Raw genomic sequence first — 22,070 nt, 5'->3', positions numbered from 1 at the left:
ACCTGTTATGCTGGGATAAAAGCGCCCCTACAATCGATCAACCGTCCGTGCTTTCCGATCGGAACAGTCGGTATCGGTACAGCATAAAGAATGAATGTCCGCTTTGCGCCGATAGTGTTGAAAAAGTCCCCAATCGGGGCTCGCCGAAAAGTCCGCCATTTCGCAGTCTAAGGGGACGTTGCCGCTCGATGCAGTCCCAATTTGGCTACGCGCCTCACACGCTGCTTGCTCGCAAAATTGGTGGGTCCCCCCGTCAATTTTCAGTATCAGCCTCTACGGCCCTCCAATAAATCAGACGCTATAGAAAATCGACTTTTTCAACAATATCCGCCACATGCGGACCTTCGGCGACGGAGGCCAACGCATGCGAATTCCAAACATCGGTCTGCAGTGGCTCGGCAAGGCCGGTCCGCCGGTGGACTGTCCGCCGCCGGGTTATTCGGGTAATCCCACGATGCGTGCGCCTTCTGCGAACCTGTCGGCGAGATTCTGCACCAATCCGACTTCGAAGATCATGCGGAGCCGAAATCCCGGTTCCAGTTCAAGCAGTCGCTGCGCGATCGGCCCCGCTTCTTCATAGCGTCCGGCCAGCGCCAGCGAAGCGGCCTCAAAGAAATAAAGTGTGCTGAAGCGGGGATTGGCTTGAACGGCCCTGGCGAAGTGCGGTGCCGCCTCGTTGTAACGCGTCTCCTCCACGGCCGCCGCTCCGAGCGCAAGATGCGCTCCATACGCCATCGGATCGAATGGACTGAGCCGCAGCGCTCGGTTGGCACTCGAGGTCGCCTGGGCGGGGTCGCCGGCGAAAGCGTAGATAACAGAGCCGAAATAGAGCGCCGTGGCGCACGAGGCGTTCAGCGACAAGGCGCGTTCGACGGCGCTCAGTGCCGCCTCGCGCTCCTTGCTGAGCATGGAAATTGCAAAGGCGGCAATGGCCAACGCCGTCGCGTCATCGGTGCCGCTCGCGACCACAGCGCGCGCGTGCTCCATCCCGGCGGCCTTGTCGGCCGCGCCGAACCCGCCGCGCGAGAAGAAAATCTCATGGCACCACGCAAGACGGGCGTGGGCGGCGGCGTAGTTCGGGTCCAGCCTGAGCGCGTCCTCCAGAAGCCCCGCTGCTATCTTGGCGTCCGCGGGCATCACCGTTGCCATGTGGGGGACAGCGCGCAGATAGAGGTCGTAGGCGTCGAGATTTTCCGGACGCTTTTGCCGCGCGCGCTCAATCTCCGACCTTTGCAGACTCGGCTCAACGATGCCGACGACCTTGTCGGTGATCTGGTCCTGCAGATCGAAAACATCCTCCAGCGCGCCGTCGTATCGCTCTGCCCACAGATGCGCGCCGGTCTCGGCTTCGATGAGCTGGGCGCTGATGCGCAATCGATCGCCCGCCTTGCGCACGCCCCCCTCCAACACATAGCGCACGCCGAGTTCGCGCCCGACCTGCCGTATATCGACGGCCTTCCCTTTGTAAACGAAGCTCGAATTGCGCGCGATCACGAACAGCCATTTGATCCGCGACAGCCCGGTGATTATGTCCTCGACCATGCCGTCGGCGAAATATTCCTGCTCAGTGTCGCCGCTCATGTTCTGGAACGGCAAGACCGCGATCGACGGTTTGTCGGGCAGCGCGAGACGCGGCAAAGGCTTTTCCCTCCCTGCGGGGTCCGCCGATGCCGCGGGCTGCTCCTGGGCGCGGACGCCGACTTGCAGCGAATAGACGTGAACCGGATCAGCGATGTTCTTGAGCTGCATTGCGCCGCGATCGTCGATCGCGAGATCGAGCCTTGCCTTGACCTGCCAGTACGCTTGCTCGGACAGACAGATACAGCCAGGCTCGCAAATGCCTTCGAGGCGCGCGGCGATATTGACACCGTCTCCCATGAGATCACCATCGCTCTCCTCGACCACATCGCCCAGATGGATGCCGACGCGAAACTCGATCCGGCGATCGGGCGGCAGACCGGCATTGCGCTCAACCATGCTTTTCTGCACTTCAATGGCGCAGCGCACGGCATCGACGACGCTGCGGAACTCGATGAGGCTTCCGTCTCCTGTGCGCTTGACCACGCGGCCATTGTGCACGGCGATCGTGGGATCGATCAGATCGCTGCGCAGCGCCCGCAGCCGCGCCAAGATGCGATCCTCGTCCGCGCCAGCGAGACGGCTGTAACCGACCACATCCGCGACCAGGATCGCCGCGATTTTCCGCATCTCGCTCATAGCGCCAGTCCACCTCGACCCAGATTACCATAAAGTCCCCGCCAATGCTTCCCGAGCTTGGTTTGGCTCGCTAAGAAAGTCGCCCAACAGCCATCGGCCGACGATCGCTTTGGGACTCCCGATCCACGGGAGAAAGGCCCGCTCATAACCGCGATAGTCGGAGCAATCTATCTCGCAGAAGTCGACATGCAGTTCGACGACACCCGAGCTGCTCGCATTCACCGCAAGGAAGGGGCCAAGTCGAAGAAGGCAACAACGGAGATGCGTTTTCCGAAAGGCGGAAGCATTTGGGTTGCCAATAGCATGAACCCGTTCGTGAGTTTCGGCGGTACGATTCAGGAGGTAACCAGATCAGGAAGGATCAAAGCACTTCTTGATATTTTCGGCCGCATGACCCCTGTGGAATTCGAAGCCGGACAATTGTGTCCCGCGGCTTGATTTCCAAATCTGTGAGTACGTTGCAGGATTGTGTCCGCTTTGCGCTGATATCGTTGAAAAACTCGGAGTTTGAGCATCCTCGACGCTCTGCGCGAGGTTTTTCAGGACGTTTGCAAGGCGGCCCTGGCTCTAACACGGCTGGATGGGAGTGTGCCGCAGGCCATCAAATTGCCATGGCGGCCGTTGGCAGGCGTGAAGGCCTGAGCTTTGCCAGCCTTCTGAGATTTTGTGCTGTTGCAGCGAGAAGGAATTCATCGCGTGCACCGCATGGGCCTCGCAGCCTCAGTCGCGTCATTTTTAGAATGCGCTTGAGGTGAGCAAAGAGCATTTCCACCTTTTTGCGCCGATGCCGCGAACGCTCGTAATCCGGTGTCTCGGCGATAGCTCTTGCGACATCGCGCGCATCCTCATTGAGATCGCGTGGGACTTTGCGAGCAAATGTATTCGGGCAGCAGCGCTGCTTGAGGTCGCAGGCATCGCAATCCTTCTTGCCGGCCCGGTAAAGCCGGGTGCCCTCGCTCGTGATGCCTGATCGCGGGGTTGCGTAGGTGCGCCGGAACTGCGCCAGTTCCTTGCCTGCCGGGCAGATGTAGCGATCATTCTCGCCATCCCAGACAAAATCGGCACGCGAGAAGGTCCCGTCCGTCCGGTTGGACTTGTCGAACACCGGAATATGCGGAGCAATCTTCTTGTGTTTGACGAGCCATGCAAGATTATCGGCAGAGCCGTAGGCGCTGTCCGCCACAACATAGTGTGGCTTCAGGCCAAAGCGGTTCTCGGTTCTGTCGATCATCGTGCGTGAAGCGCCAACTTCCGCTTGGCGGATGGCACGGGTGGCTTCAACATCGAGAATGACGCCATGGTCGGTGTCGATCAGATAGTTGGTGGCGTAGGCGAAGAAGGCGTGGCCTTTATGTGCTCCGGTCCATTGGGCTGCCGGGTCCGACGGGGAAATGAACTTCGGCATCACCTGCGAAGCCGCTCCGAAGGCGGCATCATCGAGGACCGCCAGATATTCCTGCACGGAACGCCCAGCATTATCCTTCGCCTCTTGGACACTCCATTCCAAGCCAGGCACTGAGCGCTGCTTGTTGGCATCGGCAGCAATCAAGCTGGCATCGACGGCAAAGCCTTCAGTCCCAACCAGCCCCTGCGCCAGGCAGCGCTCCACCACCGTCTCGAACAGATGCCGAAGGATATCGCTTTGCCGGAAACGCCCGTGGCGGTTCTTCGAGAAGCTGGAATGGTCCGGTACCTTGCCGTCCAGTCCAAGCCGACAGAACAAACGGTAGGCGAGATTGAGATGAACCTCCTCGCACGCCGGCGCTCCGACCGGATACCCATGCTGTATCCGATGATCAGCATTCGCATCATCAGTTCTGGATCGATCGAGGGCCGACCCGTGCTGCTGTAGTAGGGATTCAACTGCGTGCGGACGCTATCGAGGTCCAGGTGGTTGTCGATCCGGCGCAGAAGATGATCGGCCGGCACGTGCTCATCGAGGCTGAAATCGTAGAAGAGCTGCGCCGGAGCCGCCTGAAATCCCATCATCGCCTGATCCCCTGCCAAATCACTCAGAGGAGTGAATCATGCGTCCCAGGCGCCTGCAACAACGAGTTTTTCAACAGTATCCGCTAAAAGGGGACGTCCAGCTATATTCGATAGCGCAACTCTGATTATCGCTGGCCGCAGTAGCGCGCTGTTGCCGTTCCGATAGTTTGAAACTTCCCGTTGCTGGTTACCGTCGTTGCGCAGATTGTCGTTTTGGGATTCCACCAGTACGTGGTCGAACCTTGCTGCTGGGTGAACGCGTAACCGCGTGCCTGCATCTGGGCTTGAGCGCCGGCGGCAGAGGCATTTACCAGATCGGCAAGGTCGGCCGGCGCGCCCTCCGTCGTGGTAGCGGTCGCATCCATAGCGGGCGGCACGGCTGAAGCTGGCACGCCGTCAGCGTCGTTGCCAGTCGATTGACACCCTGCAAGTATTATTATCGCTAGTATCGGTATTGAAGTTGCAGTGCGCATTCTGTTTCCCCCATATGCATTGCCCGTTACTTGATCCTGCCGTTTGACCAGCTGCGCGCGCAGGTGCTCCACGGCTTTACCAACAAGCATTCGCTTCCCCCAGCTGAATGCGCCATGGTCACATCAAGGTGCCGGATTTAAAGTGACAGTCGTAACCCCTCCGGCGAAGTTAATGCCCTCCTGGCCCTCCACTGAAATGGGCTGCAAGGAAAACGCTTTGCCCGTGCCGCCTACAAGAATGTTTGCACCCGCGCCGGGGCCGACCGAGGCGTTTGCTCCAACACCGCCATAGGTACCTGCGAGCGCCCCTGCTGGAAGTCCGCTGGTCGCCGCAACGACGCCCCAGATCAAGTGCCCCGACGCGACTTCGCCGAGTGCGATCCCATATTCGTCGATCGATCCGGTGTAATTGTCGGTATCACCGCCCTTGTCCTGCTTGAACGTGCAGGAGAGTTTTTGCTTCTCCACGACAAACATTCCTATCCCTTTGGACACATCGCAGGCGAGCGTTCCAATTTGGGCAGATTCCGCACTTGCGTCAAAAGGAATGAACGCGGCGGCACACCCAAGAACCTTATGGAGAAAAGTCATTTGTAACTCCTATTCTTCTTCGATCAGCTGGGAACAACGTTGAGGCAGCTCCGGCGATACACTGAAAAACAACATAGGTTCGCTCCAGACCGAAGAAGGGAAGTACGTAACAGTTACAGGGGGATTGTCTGGAGTACGCTTGACACCAGAAATTCGCACCTGACTTTCAGCTTGGGACTGATTGGACCGGGCATTGCGAGTCGTCTAATTAGGACAAGCTGACTTCGTCACAGGCGGCATCGCACCAAGGCTGCAACTCTTCTTGAACTCATAAGGACAAAAGGATGGACGAACTTTCAACCCCCAAGCCTGTTCTGGAAATTGCGGTCGGCACGCTGATCTTGATCATTGTCATTTTCGTACATGGCGCGGGTATCAGAGTCATAAATCGACGCTTCAGCAAATCCTGGATTCATATGACAAGCAGCACGCCACATTGGCAGCCCAACCTATTGCTGGCGGTAACCATCGCCTCCCTGGCAACATTGCATTTCGCCGAAACCCTCATCTGGGCCATTCCGATATCTGCGCGAGGTTTGATACCCTCGATGCGCGACAGCTATTATTTCGTTTTGGAAAACTACACCACACTCGGCGAAGGCAACATCAGACTGCCTGATCAGTGGCGGTTGCTCGGACCAATCATAGCGATATCGGGTTTGTTCACCTTTGGTTGGACAGGCAGCGTGCTCGTGAGCATTATGACCGAGTTTGGTAGACTTGACAGGGCGCGGGCCAAGGAATCGGACGACTGCACTTTTTCAGACGATACCGACGCGGACCGATGATTGGTGCAGGCATGCTGTCAACCGAAATAGCTCCTGGCGGCCTGCCCGTATAGGTTGAACGCGGTGCAATGTCCGCTTTGCGCAACAGCGGGCATCCGCCAATCAATCCGGAATTAGGTAGCAAACCACCAAAGGTAATCTAATTGAGAAACAAGCATTTTACGGCTGTGTTCTTATATAGCGGTGAGGATAGCTACGAAACCGAAGGACCGCGGTGGTCGGAAGCGCTCGCCCGCCCGTCAAGCCAAGCCCATGTCGGTTCTACTGCGCCCGTCTGCGGACATTCGTGAAGGATAGGGGCCGGGAACTATGTGCGCGATCACCCGATCGCGACGGGTCCGTACCAAAAACCTAAAACCTTGTCATGTTCGCTGCTGGCGGGTTAGGCGATCGCACCAAGGTGGACTTGAATTCCTCCACGGCTTTTCAGCAGCGGCCCGAGCATCCAGTTGTACATCTCGCCGATATTGCGCTCTTCCTGTCGGTCGCATCATGCGGGACCAACGTCGATTCGATGAGTGCGTATTTCGTGCCCTTGATGCCTGTGGCAGATGCTTGTCGACTAGCATCCCTCAAGTGAAATGCCGACCAAGCGCGAGAACGAGAGTTCATCGGACTAAACTTGTAGGAGTTGAATAATTAAAACTTTACGGGTTTGTCGAAGATGTCCGTGCTTTGTAACTGTTACGTACTTCACTGGCAGCTGATCTACGAATAATTTGTAATAGCAGGCATACCCGCGAAGAAAATACTTAGGCGGTTTTTAAACGGACGGCACCTCACTGCCCGATTTGCGTACGCTGCGTACCATCGAACACTTAATCAGCAATTGCTCACATCGTTGTTTTATACAGCTGGGGAAGGACATTTCGAGCCGCCAAACGCGGTGCTTGTTTAACAATAAGTACTTAAACGGAGGAGCTAAAAATGACCGGGAGAACCCTGAAGTTCGGTCTTGGCGCTTTGGTAGCCGGGACGATGTTATGCGGTGCGCTCGCACCCGCCGAGGCGCAGGACGCGCAAAACAAGCCCAACATCCTGTTCATCATGGGCGACGACATCGGGTGGATGCAGCCCGGTATATATCATCGCGGTTTGATGGTCGGGGAAACACCCAACATTGATCGCATCGGTCAGGAAGGTGCGATGTTCACGACCTATTATGCCGAGCAGAGTTGCACGGCGGGGCGGAACGCATTCTTGACAGGGATGCACCCGCTTCGCACTGGCATGATCCCACCACAGCTGCCGGGCAGCCCCTCGTATTTGCGGCCTGGCACGCCGACGCTGGCGTGGTTCCTGCGTGACCTCGGCTATAACACTGGTGAGTTCGGCAAGAACCACCTTGGCGATCACACCGAGGCTTTGCCGACCGCTCACGGTTTTCACGAGTTCTGGGGATACCTTTATCACCTCGATGCCATGCAGGGAGTAAGCTTCCCCGACATCAACAAGACGCCGACAGAGCAGACGGTCGCACCGCCCTGCAAGAACACACCGATCCCTGGGCTTCAGGAAGATCCCGCTGCGGTCGACCCTGCGAAGACGACTTGCCTGACGCCGCCGCGTCCGATGCTGGCCTGCAAGTCCTCCGACGGGACTGCCGCCAACCAAAGCTGCAAGGACGAAGGCCCGCTGACGCTGGAACGCTCGAAGACGGTGGACGAGGAGATCTCCAGCCACGTCATCGACTTCCTCGACCGTAATGACCCGAAGAAGACCAACAAGCCGTTCTTCGTCTGGTACAACCCGGCGCGCATGCACGTCACCACCGTGCTGCCGGACAAATACATGGGCATGGTGGGCGAGCCCGGCGGCAAGGACTGGGGCGTCAATGAAGCCGGCATGAAGCAGATGGACGACAATATCGGCTACGTGCTGAAAAAACTCGATGAGATGGGGCAGCTTGACAATACTATCATCGCGTTCACGACCGACAACGGCGCTGAAACCATCACCTTCCCCGACGGCGGCACGACCCCGTTCAAGGGTGGCAAGCTGACTACTTGGGAAGGCGGCATGCGTGCTCCGCTGGTGGTACGCTGGCCCGGCCATATCGAGCCTGGAACGGTGAAGAACGACATATTCGCCTCGCTCGACTGGCTGCCTACCCTGGTCGACATAGCCGGCGGTCCGAAGGGTAACGAACTGAAGGCGGAAATCGAGAAGGGTGCCTATCCCGGGATAGTCAAGACCACACTCGATGGTGTCAACCAGCGTGACTATCTTGAAGGAAAATCGGAGAAATCCGCCCGCGATACGTTCTTCTACTATTCCGGCAAGGACCCGTCTGCCGTGCGCTATAAGAACTGGAAGATGTACTTCGCGATGGTGTCCGATGCGCCGGAAGGCTTCCTCAACGGGGTGGTTCCCTATCACTGGACCCAAGTCGTCAACATCAAGCGCGACCCGTTCGAAACCTCGGTCGGGCAGCAGATCAAGACCCTCTTTGGCCAGGGCGGGGCTCTTGCCGGGCCGGTGACAGCCTACATCTACGACTGGAACCTCCTGCCGATCGGCCAGGTGCTGTGGTTGAAGGAACTCCAGAGCTATGTCGACTTCCCGCCAATGCAGGACCCGGCCAGCTATAATCTGGAGCAGGTCGTCCAACAGGTTAAGCAAATGCGATCGGAGCGTCGAGCCGGCGAATAGCGAGCCATTGGGAGCGGATGCCCTTGGGGCGTCCGCTTCACTTCCGTCCGTGTGCCGAGGCACACGATGCTCAGGCGGCTTGCCCTTAGATCTCTAATTTTGGAAGGATAACTGACATGAATATCGATCGCATTGCAGGCTTTGTCGCTTTCGTCGGAGGCTTGGCGCTGGCGACATCGGGAGCACCAGCCCAGGAATCCGCCAAAAAGCCAAATGTACCCCTGCAAAAAACCATCGGGACGGTCACGCCGACTGGCCCGGTGCCCTCACTTGCAGTCATCAATTCGGCAGGGGCCAGGCTTGATGGTGGGAAGCTTGTTCTCACCGGGGTGTCGGCAAATTCCATCGTCTTTGCCGATCGCCCGGTGCGGGCCGCCGGGCATGTCACCACCGAGCAGTTCATCATGCAGTGGGATGACGGCAAGGACAACTTTGCCATTGATCCTCCAAATGCCACGGTATCCGTGCTGGGCGGCGACGGATCAGGGGTCAGTGACGCTGTGGTCACGCTCAAATCTCCCAAGTTGGAGGGCAACACTCTCACCTTCGACGTTGCCGTGCTTGAAGGAAGTCTGGATGGTGGGACTGGACCAGCAGCACTTTTCATCGATCATTTCGGTGGGGGCTTTGGTGGGGGCGGCTTCCGCGGCGGTGGATTTGCTGCAGGTGGATTCCAGGGTGGCGGATTCCGTGGTGGTGACTTTGGGGGCGGGTTCCACGGGAATTTCGCCCACGTCGATGACACCAATATCACCCGTGTCGGCGGGACCTACTGGCATGCTCCGGTCTACCACGGAGCCTGGTATGGCAGCGGTGCGGTAGCAGCCGGAGCGGTAGCGGGTGCGGCCATAGGTGCGGCAGCGGCCAATCCATACTACTACCCGCAATGCGGCTATTATCCGCTTCCACCTTGTTACTGAATTGATTGATCTAAAACATGGACGCAGTAGGTCATGACTTAGGGTGGGAAGCTCGCCCGATCCGGATGATTTCGGCCACGCTGCTTGGCACGGCGGCAGCGCCTGAACGAGGCGGAGAAACTGTTCCGCCAAGCGATTGTGCTCGATCTGGCGCTTTCACACCAGAGCCGCAACAGCGCCAAGTAGAAGTGCCAGCGCTACAGCGTGAGAGAGGGCATTTCCGAACTTGCCTGCTGCTATCCAAAAGTGGCTTGTCGACATCGAACATGCCACCGATTGATCATCTCGGCAAACAGGTGGCTGGCATCGGCTCAAGATAACTGGGCTTGTCCGCCAGGCCCAGCACAGCGGCCTTGTGACATCTCCGTGGCAGGTTTACGCTGCCGGTGCAGTTCTTCCGAGCAACGTATAGGTTTCTCATCAGATCTCACGTTGAGAACGGCTAGGCGACGAGAGGAAATATGGAACCAAGGATCACACTTGAAGCCGACCTAGCCGGTCGTGTGAGCTTGCGATTCGCCCGCCGTGAGACGGAATATATCGTCGCTGAACCGATCCAATGCCCATGAACGAGCGCGCCCAATCTGTTCGCGACGAACCACGATGGGCTCCCGCTCTCGCGATACTGGTCGTGCTTGGTCTTTTGGCAGTGCTGCCCCACCATGTGCAGGTCATGCCGGTGTGGGTTTCCTACGTCGTAGCGCTTGTGGTTATTGTGCCCATGATTGTGGTCACACTAACTGCAAACACTTTGTGGATGCGTATTGAGCGGACCGTAATCATGCTTCTTGGTGCGGCCTACATCGCCAACACGGCAGCGGAGTTGGCAGACATGATCGGGATCATCACGCTTCACCCACCGGAAACCCGCGCTGTCTCACTGCTCTCCTCATCGCTTGCGATCTGGGTCACCAATGTTTTGACCTTCTCATTGCTTTACTGGCAAATCGATCGTGACGGCCCATCCGCTCGGGCGAGTGGGGCGACAACAAAGCCGGACTGGCTCTTTCCACAGACGGCGGCACCCGAAGTCGCATCACCGGATTGGCAGCCAGTGTTCCTCGACTACCTGTTCCTTGGGTACAACACGGCGACGGCGTTCAGTCCTACCGACGTACTTCCGCTCACTAGACGTGCAAAGATGCTGATGATGCTGGAGAGCACGATCTCGCTGTTGACGCTCGTCATCGTCGCCGCTCGCGCGGTCAACGTTATCCCGTAGCGGTGCACAAACTCAGCGGCCGCTTCAAGATATAGTTTACGTGGAAGGGCTGGATGCAACAACGAGAGGTGCGTAAACGAACTGGCTCAAATGACCGCTTAGGGCCGCAAAGCAGTCGTCGAAGACAGGGGGGCCAAGCCGTACTGAAATCTCATCTACATCAACCCCGATCCCGGTTCTCCTCGGCGGTGTATTTACAATGACGTGTTTTCACCCACCCGCTCAACAAGATGCGCACGCGAGGGTGCCGGGTCAAACCGATCGGCGAAATATTGCGTTTCGTTGACCACCAGTCCTTCGCGGAATTCCATGATGCTCACCGAATAAGATGGTACGCCGTCATAGGTAAGTACGAATTCAGTGACCCAGAGATCGCCGCTACCGATAATTCGCCGGACCGTAAAACGCTTTTTGTTTGGCTGGACGAAACGGCTCGCTTGAATGTTGTGCCGGCCGCGAATCCGTTCGCCCGACTGCGGATAATAAAGGACAGCATCCTCGCGGTAGATTTCATGTTCGACCTTGAAATCGCTCGCGTCCGAAGCATCCCAATGGCGCTCCAGCGCCATCCGCACGGTTCGATCATCCATCTCAATCTCCCACCTACGCTTCCGGCTATCATTTCGAAACCACTGAATTCATTGTGCTGTACGCTATTCTGAAACGTGGGGCGCTATTGCCGATCGCGCCAGTCGTGTGTCGCCTCACGATGCGGGCGATTGCAGTTTGGTTTAAGGATACGCCTGTGGGGAACCCCCGACAATGTGCGATTTCGTCGGCCAGTGGCGCGAAGAACCTCTCGCCTCGATTTGGACAAGTGGCCTAACCGAATGTCACCTTCGGGCCAACTCGCGACGCCAGCAGAGGTCGCAAACGCGCCAACAGTGGCCATCATTGCGCTACAAGCTTCCGTGGAGACCAACCCGACCAAGGCAAACACTTTCGTAGTGTTCTTCATCGATCTCGTGTTGAATTTCCGAGCCCCTGTCGTCCTGCACAAAACGCTGTTTCGAAAGCGTCTTAGTCAAAAGAGGTCGCGCAACGTTTCTATCGGATTGTTCGTGGGACCGGGAGTAGGCGGTAGAGGGGACGGTATATTCGGAATTGCGGGACCGGGAGTAGGCGATATTGGGGATGGTATATTCGGAATTGTGGGATCGGGAGTGGGCGGTAGAGGGGACGGTATATTCGGAATTGCGGGACCGGGAGTAGGCGATATTGGGGATGGTATAGTAGGACCTGTGCCGGGAATGCCGGGCAATCCACCTAGTATCTGCGGCAAAGGCAGTCCTCGTTCCCGGAAGAATTTCACAAGCTCGTCGTTGCTGCCGAACTCGAGATCGCCGATCGTCAGGGCAAAGCCGGGTTCGCCCGGGCAGTTGACCCTGACCTGTCCTTCGGTCGCCGAGGCAGCCAGTTTCTTTTCGGCAGCAGCGCGATCGTAGCCTGCCGTCTCGGAGTCAAGGAATTTGGTGATCAGTTTGGCCGCTATCCAGAGACCCGCATCGTCACCTTCGACCCGCTTCGGGACGAGTGCGTACTGTACCTCGGTCCAAGCTGGTGTGAATAGGAAATGGTCGGCCCCATTTTTGACCTTGAGGGGTTTGCCATCCGGCCCGCGACCCTGTCTTTGAAAAGGCAAATCACTGAAGAGCAGGATATCGGGAGCAGTCCGCAGGCCGACCGGTAGGGTGATGTTTGCTCCGACTGACGGAACCGATACCCAAGCTTCCTCAAACTTCGCTTTTCCGTCTGTCTTAAGCGCCAGCTTGACGTCGCGGCAACCGATGTCGGGCTTTAGCATCACGACTGTATTGCCACCCACCTCCCTTATTTCGATGCCTGCATCGACCCCGGACTCTATGCCTGTATTTCCGGGCAGGCCGACCGTCGTGCCGATGCCTCTTCCTATCAAGGGGTCGACATGCAGATGTACGGATGCCTTGGCGTCGGCCTGGGCATTGAGCGAAACCTTCAAGCGTCTTCCTTTAGTCCAAGACATGCGGACTGCATTCACCACTACCGTTGCCGCGACCGCGCCTGGGTTAGCAAGCTCGGCGAAAACCCCACCCTCGCCGAGAACTTCGTCTCTCCATTTTTGGTCAGCAAGCCGGCCTTTGATTTGCACCGATTTGACGGTTGCGGTCCTGTTCGCAGCAGGGAGTCGGTTGAACCTATCCTGAAGCAGGTGAGCAACGGTCCCGTTTATCCAAAGGGCTATATCGGCGTCGTTCAATTTGGGAATCCGGATTTGCTCCAGATTTTTTCGCATCCTGACGATGTCATCCTGAATTTCGGAGGGAGGCTCATCGATACTGGTTGCCATAGGCTTTTCGTTGAAATCAGTCAGTAGCCATATTCCGCCGTCGAGGACGACAGCGTTGGCGGCTTGAATTTTTTGCGACAGCTCATATGGCGGGACGGTGATCTGAACCTTGATCCAGTTTTCATCTTTCGGATCGCGGACCGGAAAAGTCCTCGTGAGAACTTGCTTCAAATCATAAGTGAACGTGTTTTTGAAGGGGAGCTTCATGTTGAAAGCTTCAGTGAACTTCAGCATGAGACCCGTTTCGATGAGGTCGCTAGCATACCCCCTCAACTTGATATTGAACCATCCCCATCCGAATTGGGGATCGAGTTTCAACAGAGAGATCGCGAAGACGGCTTGCCCGTTCCCATTCTCCCCTTCTTCTATGCCTTTGAAAACGAGGGAGGCTTGGCCATCAAACTTTACAGTCAGATCGCGTTTCTTCGAATAGGCGTCGAGGCGAAGGTTTGCCAAGGCAATACCCGGTTGAAAGTAGACTGTAACGGCCCGCAGGGTTACGACGGTGTCCTCATCTGCCCTAAATTCGGGGTCGTAGGCAATTTGTGCATCTTTTAGGCTTTCCAGTGCGGTGTTTAATCCCCGTTCCGAAACAAACACGCCCGCTGACCACGCTTCTGGAATAGGCTTCTGCTTCAGGAGGTTTTCCGTCTCGGACAGCGATCTCCACTCCGATATGGTGCGGTCTCGCTCGAAATTTGAATGTTGAAGCGCCAGCCATCCGACACCGATGGCCGCAAATAAAGCAATTGCAATAATGACCCGTGCGCCCGTTCCCATGGCATGATCCCAACGCCAGATGAATGCAGTGTCAAATTAATGATAACACTATTGTCGGTGCGGATAGTCTACTACTTTGATCCGGCAGCTAAGTGCGCGGTGGAAAATAGCCCTGGGGAATTTCTCCGTTGTAGCCCGGTAGAGTGAAGAGATACATGCCGTCAGGCTGCACCTGTCATATGCATTCTGACGACATCGTTGCCTACTGGGCTGGACGCGAATTTCTGCTTTGGGTGGAAAGCGGACATAGCTGAGGCTGCCCAAGATGGCGCATATGCGCCAACATCGGACATCGAGCTGGAAAAGCGAGTTTCATCTAAGGGAATTTTGCGTTGAGGGTTCGCGTTGACATGCACGCGACGCACCAGGCGGCTAGTCCAACATGGGCCAAGGCAGCAGGCCAAAGAGCGATGCCGAACAGCCCAAGGCGCAACCACGCAAGGACAAGGACCGCTGCCACCCCAATGTTGTAGAGAAACATTGCCACGACCAAGACCTTTCGCGGCATGGCTCGCCGCGTCCGCTCGGGCCAGCCAGCACGCAACGCCAAGGGCAAGCAGCGCCACGCCGGCCACGCGACTGACCGTCACGCCGGCAGGCGTACCGGGCGCGGCACCGAGCAGCAGCTCGACCAGTACCGAAGGCGTCACCAGCAGCACCAACCCGGTCGCTGCCTCAAGCGCACCCATGACCGAAAGCAGCAGCTTCGGATTCGGTCCTATCGTCCCGGGCATTTCGGCTCCTTTATTCCTGCAAGGTCGGCCGAACTCATCTATACTAGTACTCGGCCGCCCGCTTGCGCTTAAGGTCGCGAAGGTTGTAGACGCGTACAACTTGCAGGAGTATTTCTGATTAGGGGCCACCGGTGAAGTAGGTTACAGTAACATACAGTGCGCTGCGGTCGTGGGTATTCAGTTAGGCACGCCAACAACATCAGCCACCCGCCAATGTCTGCTTAGGGCCGCCAAAAGGAGACTTCGCAGAAGCTCCGGCGTATAGTGTTAAAACTGCATGTCAGGGGATTTGAATGCACATTGCTGCAACCCGGGACTTGACCGCCAAGGTAAGCATCCTGCTCGTATTGAGCCTCGCTTTATTGTGGGCGTTTCTCACGCCTTCGGAAGCGCAGAGCGCAGCTACGCCGCCCCCTCCGGCCAAGGTTGAGGAACTGATCAAACTCCTGGATGATCCGGAAGTCAAAGCGTGGATCAACAAAAAGGGTGCGCCGCCAGCGGAAGAGATTTCTGTTGCGCCTTCAGCGAGCGACTTCATGCTCTGGTCGAACGCCATTCGAGCGCACTTGCGCGGTATCGGACAAGCCATTCCGGCAGTTCCCGGTGAATTTTCGGGCGCGCGCTCTACGATCATGACCGAAATCAACGGTCGAGGGCCGGGAGCGATCCTGGTGCTCTTCGCCGCATTTGCTGCACTCGGCTTCGGGGCCGAACTTGTCTTTCGGCGTGTACTGAGCCAAGCAAGCCGACAAAACGCGCCCGCCACGACTGAGGCAGGTTCGCCCGCACGGCATCACCTGATCGGCCGCTCGATTTTCGTCGCCATCGCGCCGCTGGTGGTCTTTGCGTTAGCCAGTATCGGGGCTTTCCACGCCTTCACATGGCCGCCACTGCTGGCCATGCTTGTCCTTCCCATGCTCGTCGCCCTTATCGCCTGGCGCGTGATCATGCGAATGACAGCTATTCTGCTCGGAATAAACCGTCGGCAGTTGAATGATGGCAGCCAGGGCACCATGCGTCTCATTCCGATGGATGACGTGAAGGCCGCCTTCTGGTATCACCGTGTTGCCTTGTTCACAGGTATCTTCTTTACGGGATGGGCGGTGGCGCGAGTGATGACGGCGCTCAATTTTACACCCAACGTCAAGAGCCTGATCGTTTACATACTCGGCCTCGGTCTTCTGGCCGTCGCACTCGAAACCGGGTGGCGCCGCCCCGAAGCCCCTGTTGCTTCCCGGGCCTATCGCGTCAAGGAATGGCTGCTCACACTCTATCTGTGCCTGCTCTGGCTGTTGTGGGTTGCCGGCATGAGCCTTGCTTTGTGGGTCGGCATATACGCCCTGATCCTCCCACCGATCTTGAGAACGACCAGCACAATCGTGAAGTCGTTCTTCTCCGGCCCCGACGATGCGCCAAAGGCCGGGAATCCCGTATTTGAAGTGCTCATCGAGCGGGGTGCGAGGGTAGTTATCATCATCCTTGCAGTCGCCTGGCTCGCCACGGTCGTTCGGCTTCGCGCAAGCGGACTGATGGACGACGAGGCCGCCAGTCGCATGATCCGCGGCGTCTTGAGCGGCATAGTTATCCTGCTGGGAGCTGACCTGATCTGGCACATGGTCAAGGGCCTCATCAACCTGCGCATTGAACGTGCCCGCATTGAAGGCGGCGATGAAGCTGCGCTGGCCCGCAGCGGACGGCTGATGACGCTGCTGCCGATCCTGCGCAACTTCCTCGCCGTGCTCATCGCGACTGTTGCGGTTATGATGGTTCTGTCAGGACTAGGCGTGGCAATCGGCCCATTGATCGCGGGCGCAGGCATTTTTGGCGTCGCGATCGGTTTCGGCTCGCAGTCGCTGGTCAGGGACATTATCAGCGGCGTCTTCTACATGACCGATGATGCTTTCCGGGTGGGTGAATATATCCAGAGCGGCAGCTACATGGGCACCGTTGAATCCTTCGGCATCCGCTCGGTCAAACTGCGCCACCATCGCGGTCCCATTTTCACCGTTCCGTTCGGTACGCTGGGAGCGGTGCAGAACATGAGCCGGGATTGGGTCATCGACAAGTTCCTTCTATCGGTGAACTATGACACGGATATCGCCAAGGTCAAAAAGCTGGTGAAGGGTGTCGGTGCGGCGCTGCTCGAAGATGAGGAATTCGGCCCGCAGATCATCGAAACGGTCAAGATGAAGGGCGTGGAGGCCTTCGGCGACTATGGCATCAACCTCAGCTTCGCCGTGATGACCAAACCCGGCCACCAATCCTCCATTCGTCGTCGCGCCTATGCGATGATCCGGGAAGCCTTTGCGTTGAACGGCGTCGGCTTTGCTTCACCGACCGTGCAGGTCGCAGGCGGCGAGGATCACTCGGCAGGTGCCGTGGCGGCTGCAACAGATACCATTGCACGCAAGAAGGCTACTGAAGCAAAATTGAAATTGGTGGAGGGCGAAGGTTGAGATGAGCGCAACACATGGTGCGAAGTGTGCTGGAAACAAGACTTCTGAACCCAGACCTAAAGGCGCTGGCTTTGCACTGTACGTTTTCAGCCATCGGAGGCCCATAAACCCAGCTCTGAGAGGATCAAAGATGACCTTATACGTGGCCGAGATTTCAGGACGAGGGATTGTCGCTTTTGACGCGGCAACTGAAGATGATGCCAGGGCGCGTCTGTCGGACAAGGCGTTACGGCGGGACCTGCATGTGTTCCAAAACCAAGGCCGTTCCCTCTGGGACGGTGTCTCGGAAATCAATTTGCGTGGAGCGCTCCCGAAGGAGGCCGAAACCTGGCAAGCTAGCCGAGCGACGGCTGGCCAGTCGGGCGAGCCTGGTGGTCACGAGGACTGGCGTGTCTTCCTGCTCCCGGTCGTCGATCCTTCGAGATTCGACGATGACGATGATGATGATGATGACCGAGACGATGGAGACTGAAGCTCAGACGTTCACAATACGATTCTTGGTCTTCTTTGATCTGTTCCGCTGGGTCATCGACGTGAATTCGTGGATTGCGTCATCGCCAGCGCGAGGCTCTATTTGCTGATGTACGTTGCGCAAGCGCGGCGATCATGGCGTTAATTGCCACACTGGTGGCCACCATAGCGGTTGTTCCGCGCGGTTCAGTGGAGTGCTGATGCTGAAAGTATACCTTACTTTCGCCATGACACTTTATACGTTTCCACCTCCACCGAATCAGGTGCCTACGGACGACGACTGTTCGTCATCGGTTTCCGCCATCCATGCTTGCAAAAGGGTATAGGCGGTCGCCAGAAGCGTCGGGCCAACAAAAATTCCCAACATCCCAAATGCCACCAAACCGCCGATGACGCCCGCAAAAATAAGCAATAACGGCAAGTCTGCTCCCTTGCGAATTAGAAAAGGGCGGAGAAAGCCATCCATCGTCCCGGCGACAACTGTGAACGCCAGAAGTACCGTTGCCCATGTCGCATCGCCAGAGTAGTACATCCAAATGACCGCCGGGACTAATACCAACCCCGGACCAATCTGGATCAGGCACAAGATAAACATAACTGCGGTCAGCACCGAAGCAAATGGCATACCGACAACAAGCAGCCCGATACCGCCCAACGCGCTCTGCGCAACGGCGGTAACCACCACGCCGAGTGCCACGCCACGAATGGCTTGTCCGGCCAGGCGCACTGCCATCTCTCCGCGATCGCCAGCCAGACGACGACCGAACCGAATTGCTGTAGCAGCTCCTTGTTCGCCACGTGCGTACATCACCGCGGCTATTGCGGTTGTTAGTAGAAAGTGTACGAACATGCCGCCCAGACTTCCTGCTGCGGATACGAACCATTGAGCCACCGCGCCAGCATAGGGATCAAGCTTTGGTGCCAGCTCGTGCATACTGGCAGCGGCTAGTTTACTCCAAGCTTCACCCACGCGTGCCCCGACAAGTGGCACCCGATCCAACCATTCCGGAGCGGGAGGTAGCCTAAGCGTGAGGGCGCTTTGTATGAGACCTTTGATATCGTCGATGTTGTCGACGATCATAGTGATGGCAAGCCAGAATGGCACAATCAACACCAACAACAGAACGATTGTCATCACCAGGACGGCAACACCGCGCCGATTGCCAGCACGACGTTCCACCCAAATCATTAATGGCCAAGTGGCAATAACCAAAGTCAAAGCCCAAATGATGGCGGGGAGGAATGGAGACATTACCCAAGCACTACTAACAAGCAGGCCACCTATGAAAAGCACCGCGAGAGTCACCCGAGTAATATCTTGACGCGGTTGGACCATTTCTTCCCCCCTCATTCAAATGCATCCAGGATCGATGCAAACAGAACTGATGTGGTTCAATTGTTGCGGAAACGTTATCCTGCCTTGTCGATCCAAAGGTAATTTATTTGATCAATACGCGCCATAAGCCAGAAGCGTTATTAAGACTGGACCGTTATGGGCTACATCACAAAGAATCTCTCCCCCACCTGCCATGGAGGTTGCAGGGAAGCCATCGATGGGAACTCGATCTGAGGCGCAGTGATGCGGCATTTGGGGTTGCGCTCATACCCTTCCTCTGCAAGATTATCGAGCATTTGGGGGGACTGGCATGAATGGAGAGTTGCGGCGTGTATCGAAGATCTTGACCTGCCCGGCCATGATTGTCGCAAATTCCGGATTGCTCTCGGTAATAGGGCCGGAGGGTCGAGGAAACTGGATCGCCTGTTGGCCATCGCGTTCCGCCAGCAGTCGCGCCTCCAGCGCCTGTGCTTCCCAGAGCTGCATCTGGAGTACGAGGACGTTTGCCTGGGCCCGCATGTCGTCGAGGTTTATGAGTGGTTGCCCCGCTGTGACCTCATCGCCATCCTTTACCAGAATGCGCCCGACAATGCCACCTTCCAGATGTTGTATGGTCTTGCGGCTCGACTCGGCCACGATCGCACCGCCCGCTATCGCGGCGCTCTCCAACGGGGCGTAGATTGCCCAAACGCCAAGCCCGATCACAAATATGCCCACAAGCGCGAAAGCACCAATGGCAAGGAAGCGCAGCTGGTGGAATGGTGTCAGGCTGGGCTTCGGTTTGGTCGCCTGACGAGACGCGACCTGGGCGGCGGGGCCGCTTGCAAACGTGCCAGAGGCATAAAACGCGCTCCCGGGAAGAAGACGCAGACGATCGGGCGGTATTTCCGCTGACGGAGACAGGATCAGCGCGAAGCGGTGTCTGACGGCGATGCCACAGCCTTTCGCGAAAGGGCCAACGGCAGCAACGGCTTGTTTGGCAAGGAGGCGGAGAGGATCAAACAGCTTCATGCGGAGCTTTGCCATGATACTTGCAAGGCGCCGTTTGACGGCGATGCCGGAACGCCATGCAATTGCTCCGGTTGCAGAGAAGGTTCGACTGGCGAAGCGGTGCAGACGATAAAAGGGCCTCATACGCGGCCTTGCCGCGACTACTGCAAGATGGCGCACCACGGCGTGATTGGAAGTAGTCATGGCGCGTTCCCCCCGGATTTCTCCCCCGCAACGGCACCCTTTGTCATCGTTTCCGACTGTTCTGACCGCCCTTTGGAGCCCAGTCGCTTGACGCTCCGCGCAGCTGCTGTGATCCGCGGCCGCCTGACCGGAATGCTGGTACGTCCGTTCCTGATCTTTTCTGCAATGTCACGGCGGTTGCCGAAGGCATTGATGGTGCCGTTGTCGAGCACCAGAACCTTGTCTGCCATGTTGAGAATGCCAAGGCGCTGGGCGATGACAATGACGGTTGAACCCCGGTTGCGCATCTCCTGGATCGCCTGTCGCAAGGCATCTTCGCCCTCCGCATCAAGGCTGGCGTTGGGCTCGTCCAGCACGAGCAGGCGCGGTTGACCGAAGAACGCCCGCGCCAGCCCAAGCCGTTGCCGCAGTCCGCCCGACAGCCGCATGCCGCCATCGCCGATATCGGTCTCGTAGCCCCGGGGAAGCCCCATGATCATGTCATGCATTCCCACCATCGAAGCAGCGGCAATCACGTCATCCGGCTGCGCCTCCTGCAGGCGGGCGATGTTTTCACGGACCGTGCCACCGATCAGTTCGATATCCTGGGGAAGATAGCCAAAATAGCGGTGACCGCCAGAGGCAAGCCAGATGCCGACGTCCGCATTGTCGAGACGGACATGCCCTGCCGTGGGGGCGATCGTGCCTGCGATGAGACGCCCGAGCGTCGATTTTCCGGCTCCCGACGAACCGACCACGCCAAGAACCTCGCCGGGATTGATAACGAAGGTGAGCCGGCGCAGCGCCGGAGCCTCCGCGCCGGGCGGCAGGAACGTCAATTGCTCGACCGAAAGCTGTCCATTGGGACGCGGCAACTGCATCGACTTTCGAGACTTCGGGGCAGTCGCCAATATTCTCCTGAGACGATCATAGCTCAGGCGTGCACTGGTAACCGCCTTCCAGGTGTTGATTGCACCTTCGACCGGCCCGAGCGAGCGGCCAAGAAGGATCGAGGTCGCAAAGATAGCCGCCGGATTGATGTCGTGAAGGATGACAAGCCAGGCAGCGCAGGCCATGACAATGACCTGGGCGAGAAGCCGCACAAAGCGGGCGACGGCCTGGATCACCGTCGCACGGCCCGAGGCGGCGAGTTGTGCCTCCTTGGCTTGAAACTGGTCGTCGTGCAGCAGGCGAGCCACACCCGGGAGCATACCCATGGCGCTGATGGCTTCGACGTTGCGCAGGAGCGATCCAAACCGGTGCTGGCTCTGGACCCAGGCGGCGCTCGAACGGGCAAAAAGCTTGCGGGTCACCATTTCGTTGAGCAGCGCCAGCGCAATCAGGACAACCGATGCCGCAAGCCCGATCATGCCGAGGAGCGGATGCACGAGAATCATCGCGAGAAGGAAAATCGGTGTCCAGGGAAGATCGAACAGGCCGTGCACGCGGTGCCGGCGAAGAAGGCGCGCAGTCCACCGATATCGCGCCAGGCTTGCGCCGCCGCCGCTGAATCGCCGCGCAGCGCCGATTGTACGGCTGCAATGAGAACCGGAGCCTGAAGACGATCGTCCAGCCATGAACCAACCCGGCTGAGCATGGAACGTCGCAGCGCGTCGAGAGTGGCGTTCACCGCCAGCGCTACGATGACGATCAATGTCAGCATTGTCAAAGTGTCGAGACTGCGGCTCGACAGGACATGATCATAAATCTGCAGGAGATAGAGTGGAACGGTGAGCGCTAGAAGATTCACGAAGAAACTCAATACAAACACCAGAAGCAATGACGGTTTGCAGAGATCGAATGCGCGCTCTATCTCGGTCGTTGCGCGCGTTTTCATCCAGGTGAGAGCCATGGGCAAAGTGTCTCCATGCAGTGTCACAACGATAGAATGTGCCCAAGCTGCATAATTCCAGCACGGCTGGAATCCGCCGAAAGGGTCATC

The 22,070-nt window shown here is 57.6% G+C and carries 17 protein-coding genes and 1 pseudogene; 7 read left to right on the top strand and 11 right to left on the bottom strand.

Annotation, left to right across the window (positions count from 1 at the left end; genetic code table 11):
• Positions 1-435: 435 nt before the first annotated feature.
• Entirely contained in the window at positions 436-2,217 is a 1,782-nt protein-coding gene (locus ACSQ3H_RS10270) for an adenylate/guanylate cyclase domain-containing protein (RefSeq protein WP_436116964.1), read from the bottom strand.
• 186 nt (positions 2,218-2,403) lie between these two features.
• Between ACSQ3H_RS10270 and nusG the strand changes: the two genes are divergently transcribed.
• A complete protein-coding gene (gene nusG / locus ACSQ3H_RS10265; protein ID WP_436116963.1) occupies positions 2,404-2,655 on the top strand; it encodes a transcription termination/antitermination protein NusG in 252 nt (83 codons plus the stop codon).
• Positions 2,656-2,818: 163 nt separating this feature from the next.
• Here nusG and ACSQ3H_RS10260 read toward each other — a convergent pair.
• From ACSQ3H_RS10260 to ACSQ3H_RS10250, 3 genes and pseudogenes are all read right to left on the bottom strand, one after another.
• Positions 2,819-4,206: pseudogene (locus ACSQ3H_RS10260) on the bottom strand (transposase).
• A 125-nt stretch (positions 4,207-4,331) separates the two neighbouring features.
• Positions 4,332-4,679: a hypothetical protein gene (locus ACSQ3H_RS10255; protein WP_436116962.1), complete on the bottom strand. Its 348-nt coding sequence runs from the start codon at positions 4,677-4,679 to the stop codon at positions 4,332-4,334.
• 123 nt (positions 4,680-4,802) lie between these two features.
• Entirely contained in the window at positions 4,803-5,270 is a 468-nt protein-coding gene (locus ACSQ3H_RS10250; RefSeq protein ID WP_436116961.1) for a DUF992 domain-containing protein, read from the bottom strand.
• 284 nt (positions 5,271-5,554) lie between these two features.
• On the opposite strand from ACSQ3H_RS10250, the gene ACSQ3H_RS10245 reads away from it, so the two are divergent.
• From ACSQ3H_RS10245 to ACSQ3H_RS10230, 4 genes are all read left to right on the top strand, one after another.
• Positions 5,555-6,058: an ion channel gene (locus ACSQ3H_RS10245; protein ID WP_436116960.1), complete on the top strand. Its 504-nt coding sequence runs from the start codon at positions 5,555-5,557 to the stop codon at positions 6,056-6,058.
• A gap of 927 nt (positions 6,059-6,985) precedes the next feature.
• Positions 6,986-8,710, top strand: coding sequence for an arylsulfatase (locus ACSQ3H_RS10240; protein ID WP_436116959.1), 1,725 nt, complete (start codon positions 6,986-6,988; stop codon positions 8,708-8,710).
• A gap of 116 nt (positions 8,711-8,826) precedes the next feature.
• Positions 8,827-9,630 (top strand): hypothetical protein, encoded by an 804-nt coding sequence (locus ACSQ3H_RS10235; protein ID WP_436116958.1) that lies wholly within the window; start codon positions 8,827-8,829, stop codon positions 9,628-9,630.
• A gap of 565 nt (positions 9,631-10,195) precedes the next feature.
• Entirely contained in the window at positions 10,196-10,852 is a 657-nt protein-coding gene (locus tag ACSQ3H_RS10230) for a hypothetical protein (RefSeq protein ID WP_436116957.1), read from the top strand.
• A 194-nt stretch (positions 10,853-11,046) separates the two neighbouring features.
• Here ACSQ3H_RS10230 and ACSQ3H_RS10225 read toward each other — a convergent pair whose 3' ends face one another.
• The 3 genes from ACSQ3H_RS10225 to ACSQ3H_RS10215 form a co-directional block, all read right to left on the bottom strand.
• Positions 11,047-11,442 carry a nuclear transport factor 2 family protein gene (locus ACSQ3H_RS10225; RefSeq protein ID WP_436116956.1) on the bottom strand — a complete coding sequence of 132 codons (396 nt, stop codon included), beginning with the start codon at positions 11,440-11,442 and terminating at the stop codon, positions 11,047-11,049.
• Between the two features lie 434 nt (positions 11,443-11,876).
• The gene (locus ACSQ3H_RS10220) at positions 11,877-13,958 is read right to left on the bottom strand and encodes a hypothetical protein (RefSeq protein WP_436116955.1); all 2,082 of its coding nucleotides are present in this window, start codon (positions 13,956-13,958) and stop codon (positions 11,877-11,879) included.
• A 161-nt stretch (positions 13,959-14,119) separates the two neighbouring features.
• A complete protein-coding gene (locus ACSQ3H_RS10215) occupies positions 14,120-14,692 on the bottom strand; it encodes a hypothetical protein (RefSeq protein ID WP_436116954.1) in 573 nt (190 codons plus the stop codon).
• A gap of 293 nt (positions 14,693-14,985) precedes the next feature.
• On the opposite strand from ACSQ3H_RS10215, the gene ACSQ3H_RS10210 reads away from it, so the two are divergent.
• On the top strand, positions 14,986-17,148 hold the full coding sequence (locus ACSQ3H_RS10210) for a mechanosensitive ion channel family protein (protein ID WP_436116953.1): 2,163 nt from the start codon (positions 14,986-14,988) through the stop codon (positions 17,146-17,148).
• Positions 17,149-17,278: 130 nt separating this feature from the next.
• Entirely contained in the window at positions 17,279-17,620 is a 342-nt protein-coding gene (locus ACSQ3H_RS10205) for a hypothetical protein (RefSeq protein WP_436116952.1), read from the top strand.
• Between the two features lie 258 nt (positions 17,621-17,878).
• Here the strand turns inward: ACSQ3H_RS10205 and ydiK are convergent, their stop codons facing one another.
• From ydiK to ACSQ3H_RS10185, 4 genes are all read right to left on the bottom strand, one after another.
• Positions 17,879-18,955, bottom strand: coding sequence for an AI-2E family transporter YdiK (ydiK, locus tag ACSQ3H_RS10200; protein ID WP_436116951.1), 1,077 nt, complete (start codon positions 18,953-18,955; stop codon positions 17,879-17,881).
• Positions 18,956-19,240: 285 nt separating this feature from the next.
• Entirely contained in the window at positions 19,241-20,149 is a 909-nt protein-coding gene (locus ACSQ3H_RS10195; RefSeq protein ID WP_436116950.1) for a hypothetical protein, read from the bottom strand.
• A complete protein-coding gene (locus tag ACSQ3H_RS10190) occupies positions 20,146-21,573 on the bottom strand; it encodes a type I secretion system permease/ATPase (protein ID WP_436116949.1) in 1,428 nt (475 codons plus the stop codon). Before ACSQ3H_RS10190 ends, ACSQ3H_RS10195 begins: the two co-directional genes overlap by 4 nt.
• Positions 21,522-21,980, bottom strand: a complete 459-nt coding sequence (locus ACSQ3H_RS10185; protein WP_436116948.1) for a hypothetical protein — start codon at positions 21,978-21,980, stop codon at positions 21,522-21,524. The genes ACSQ3H_RS10190 and ACSQ3H_RS10185 overlap by 52 nt, the downstream gene beginning before the upstream one ends.
• Positions 21,981-22,070 lie beyond the last annotated feature (90 nt).

Source organism: Phyllobacterium sp. LjRoot231 (assembly GCF_964253365.1).
Classification (GTDB): Bacteria; Pseudomonadota; Alphaproteobacteria; order Rhizobiales; family Rhizobiaceae; genus Phyllobacterium.
This window is presented reverse-complemented; position numbering and strand designations above follow the sequence as displayed.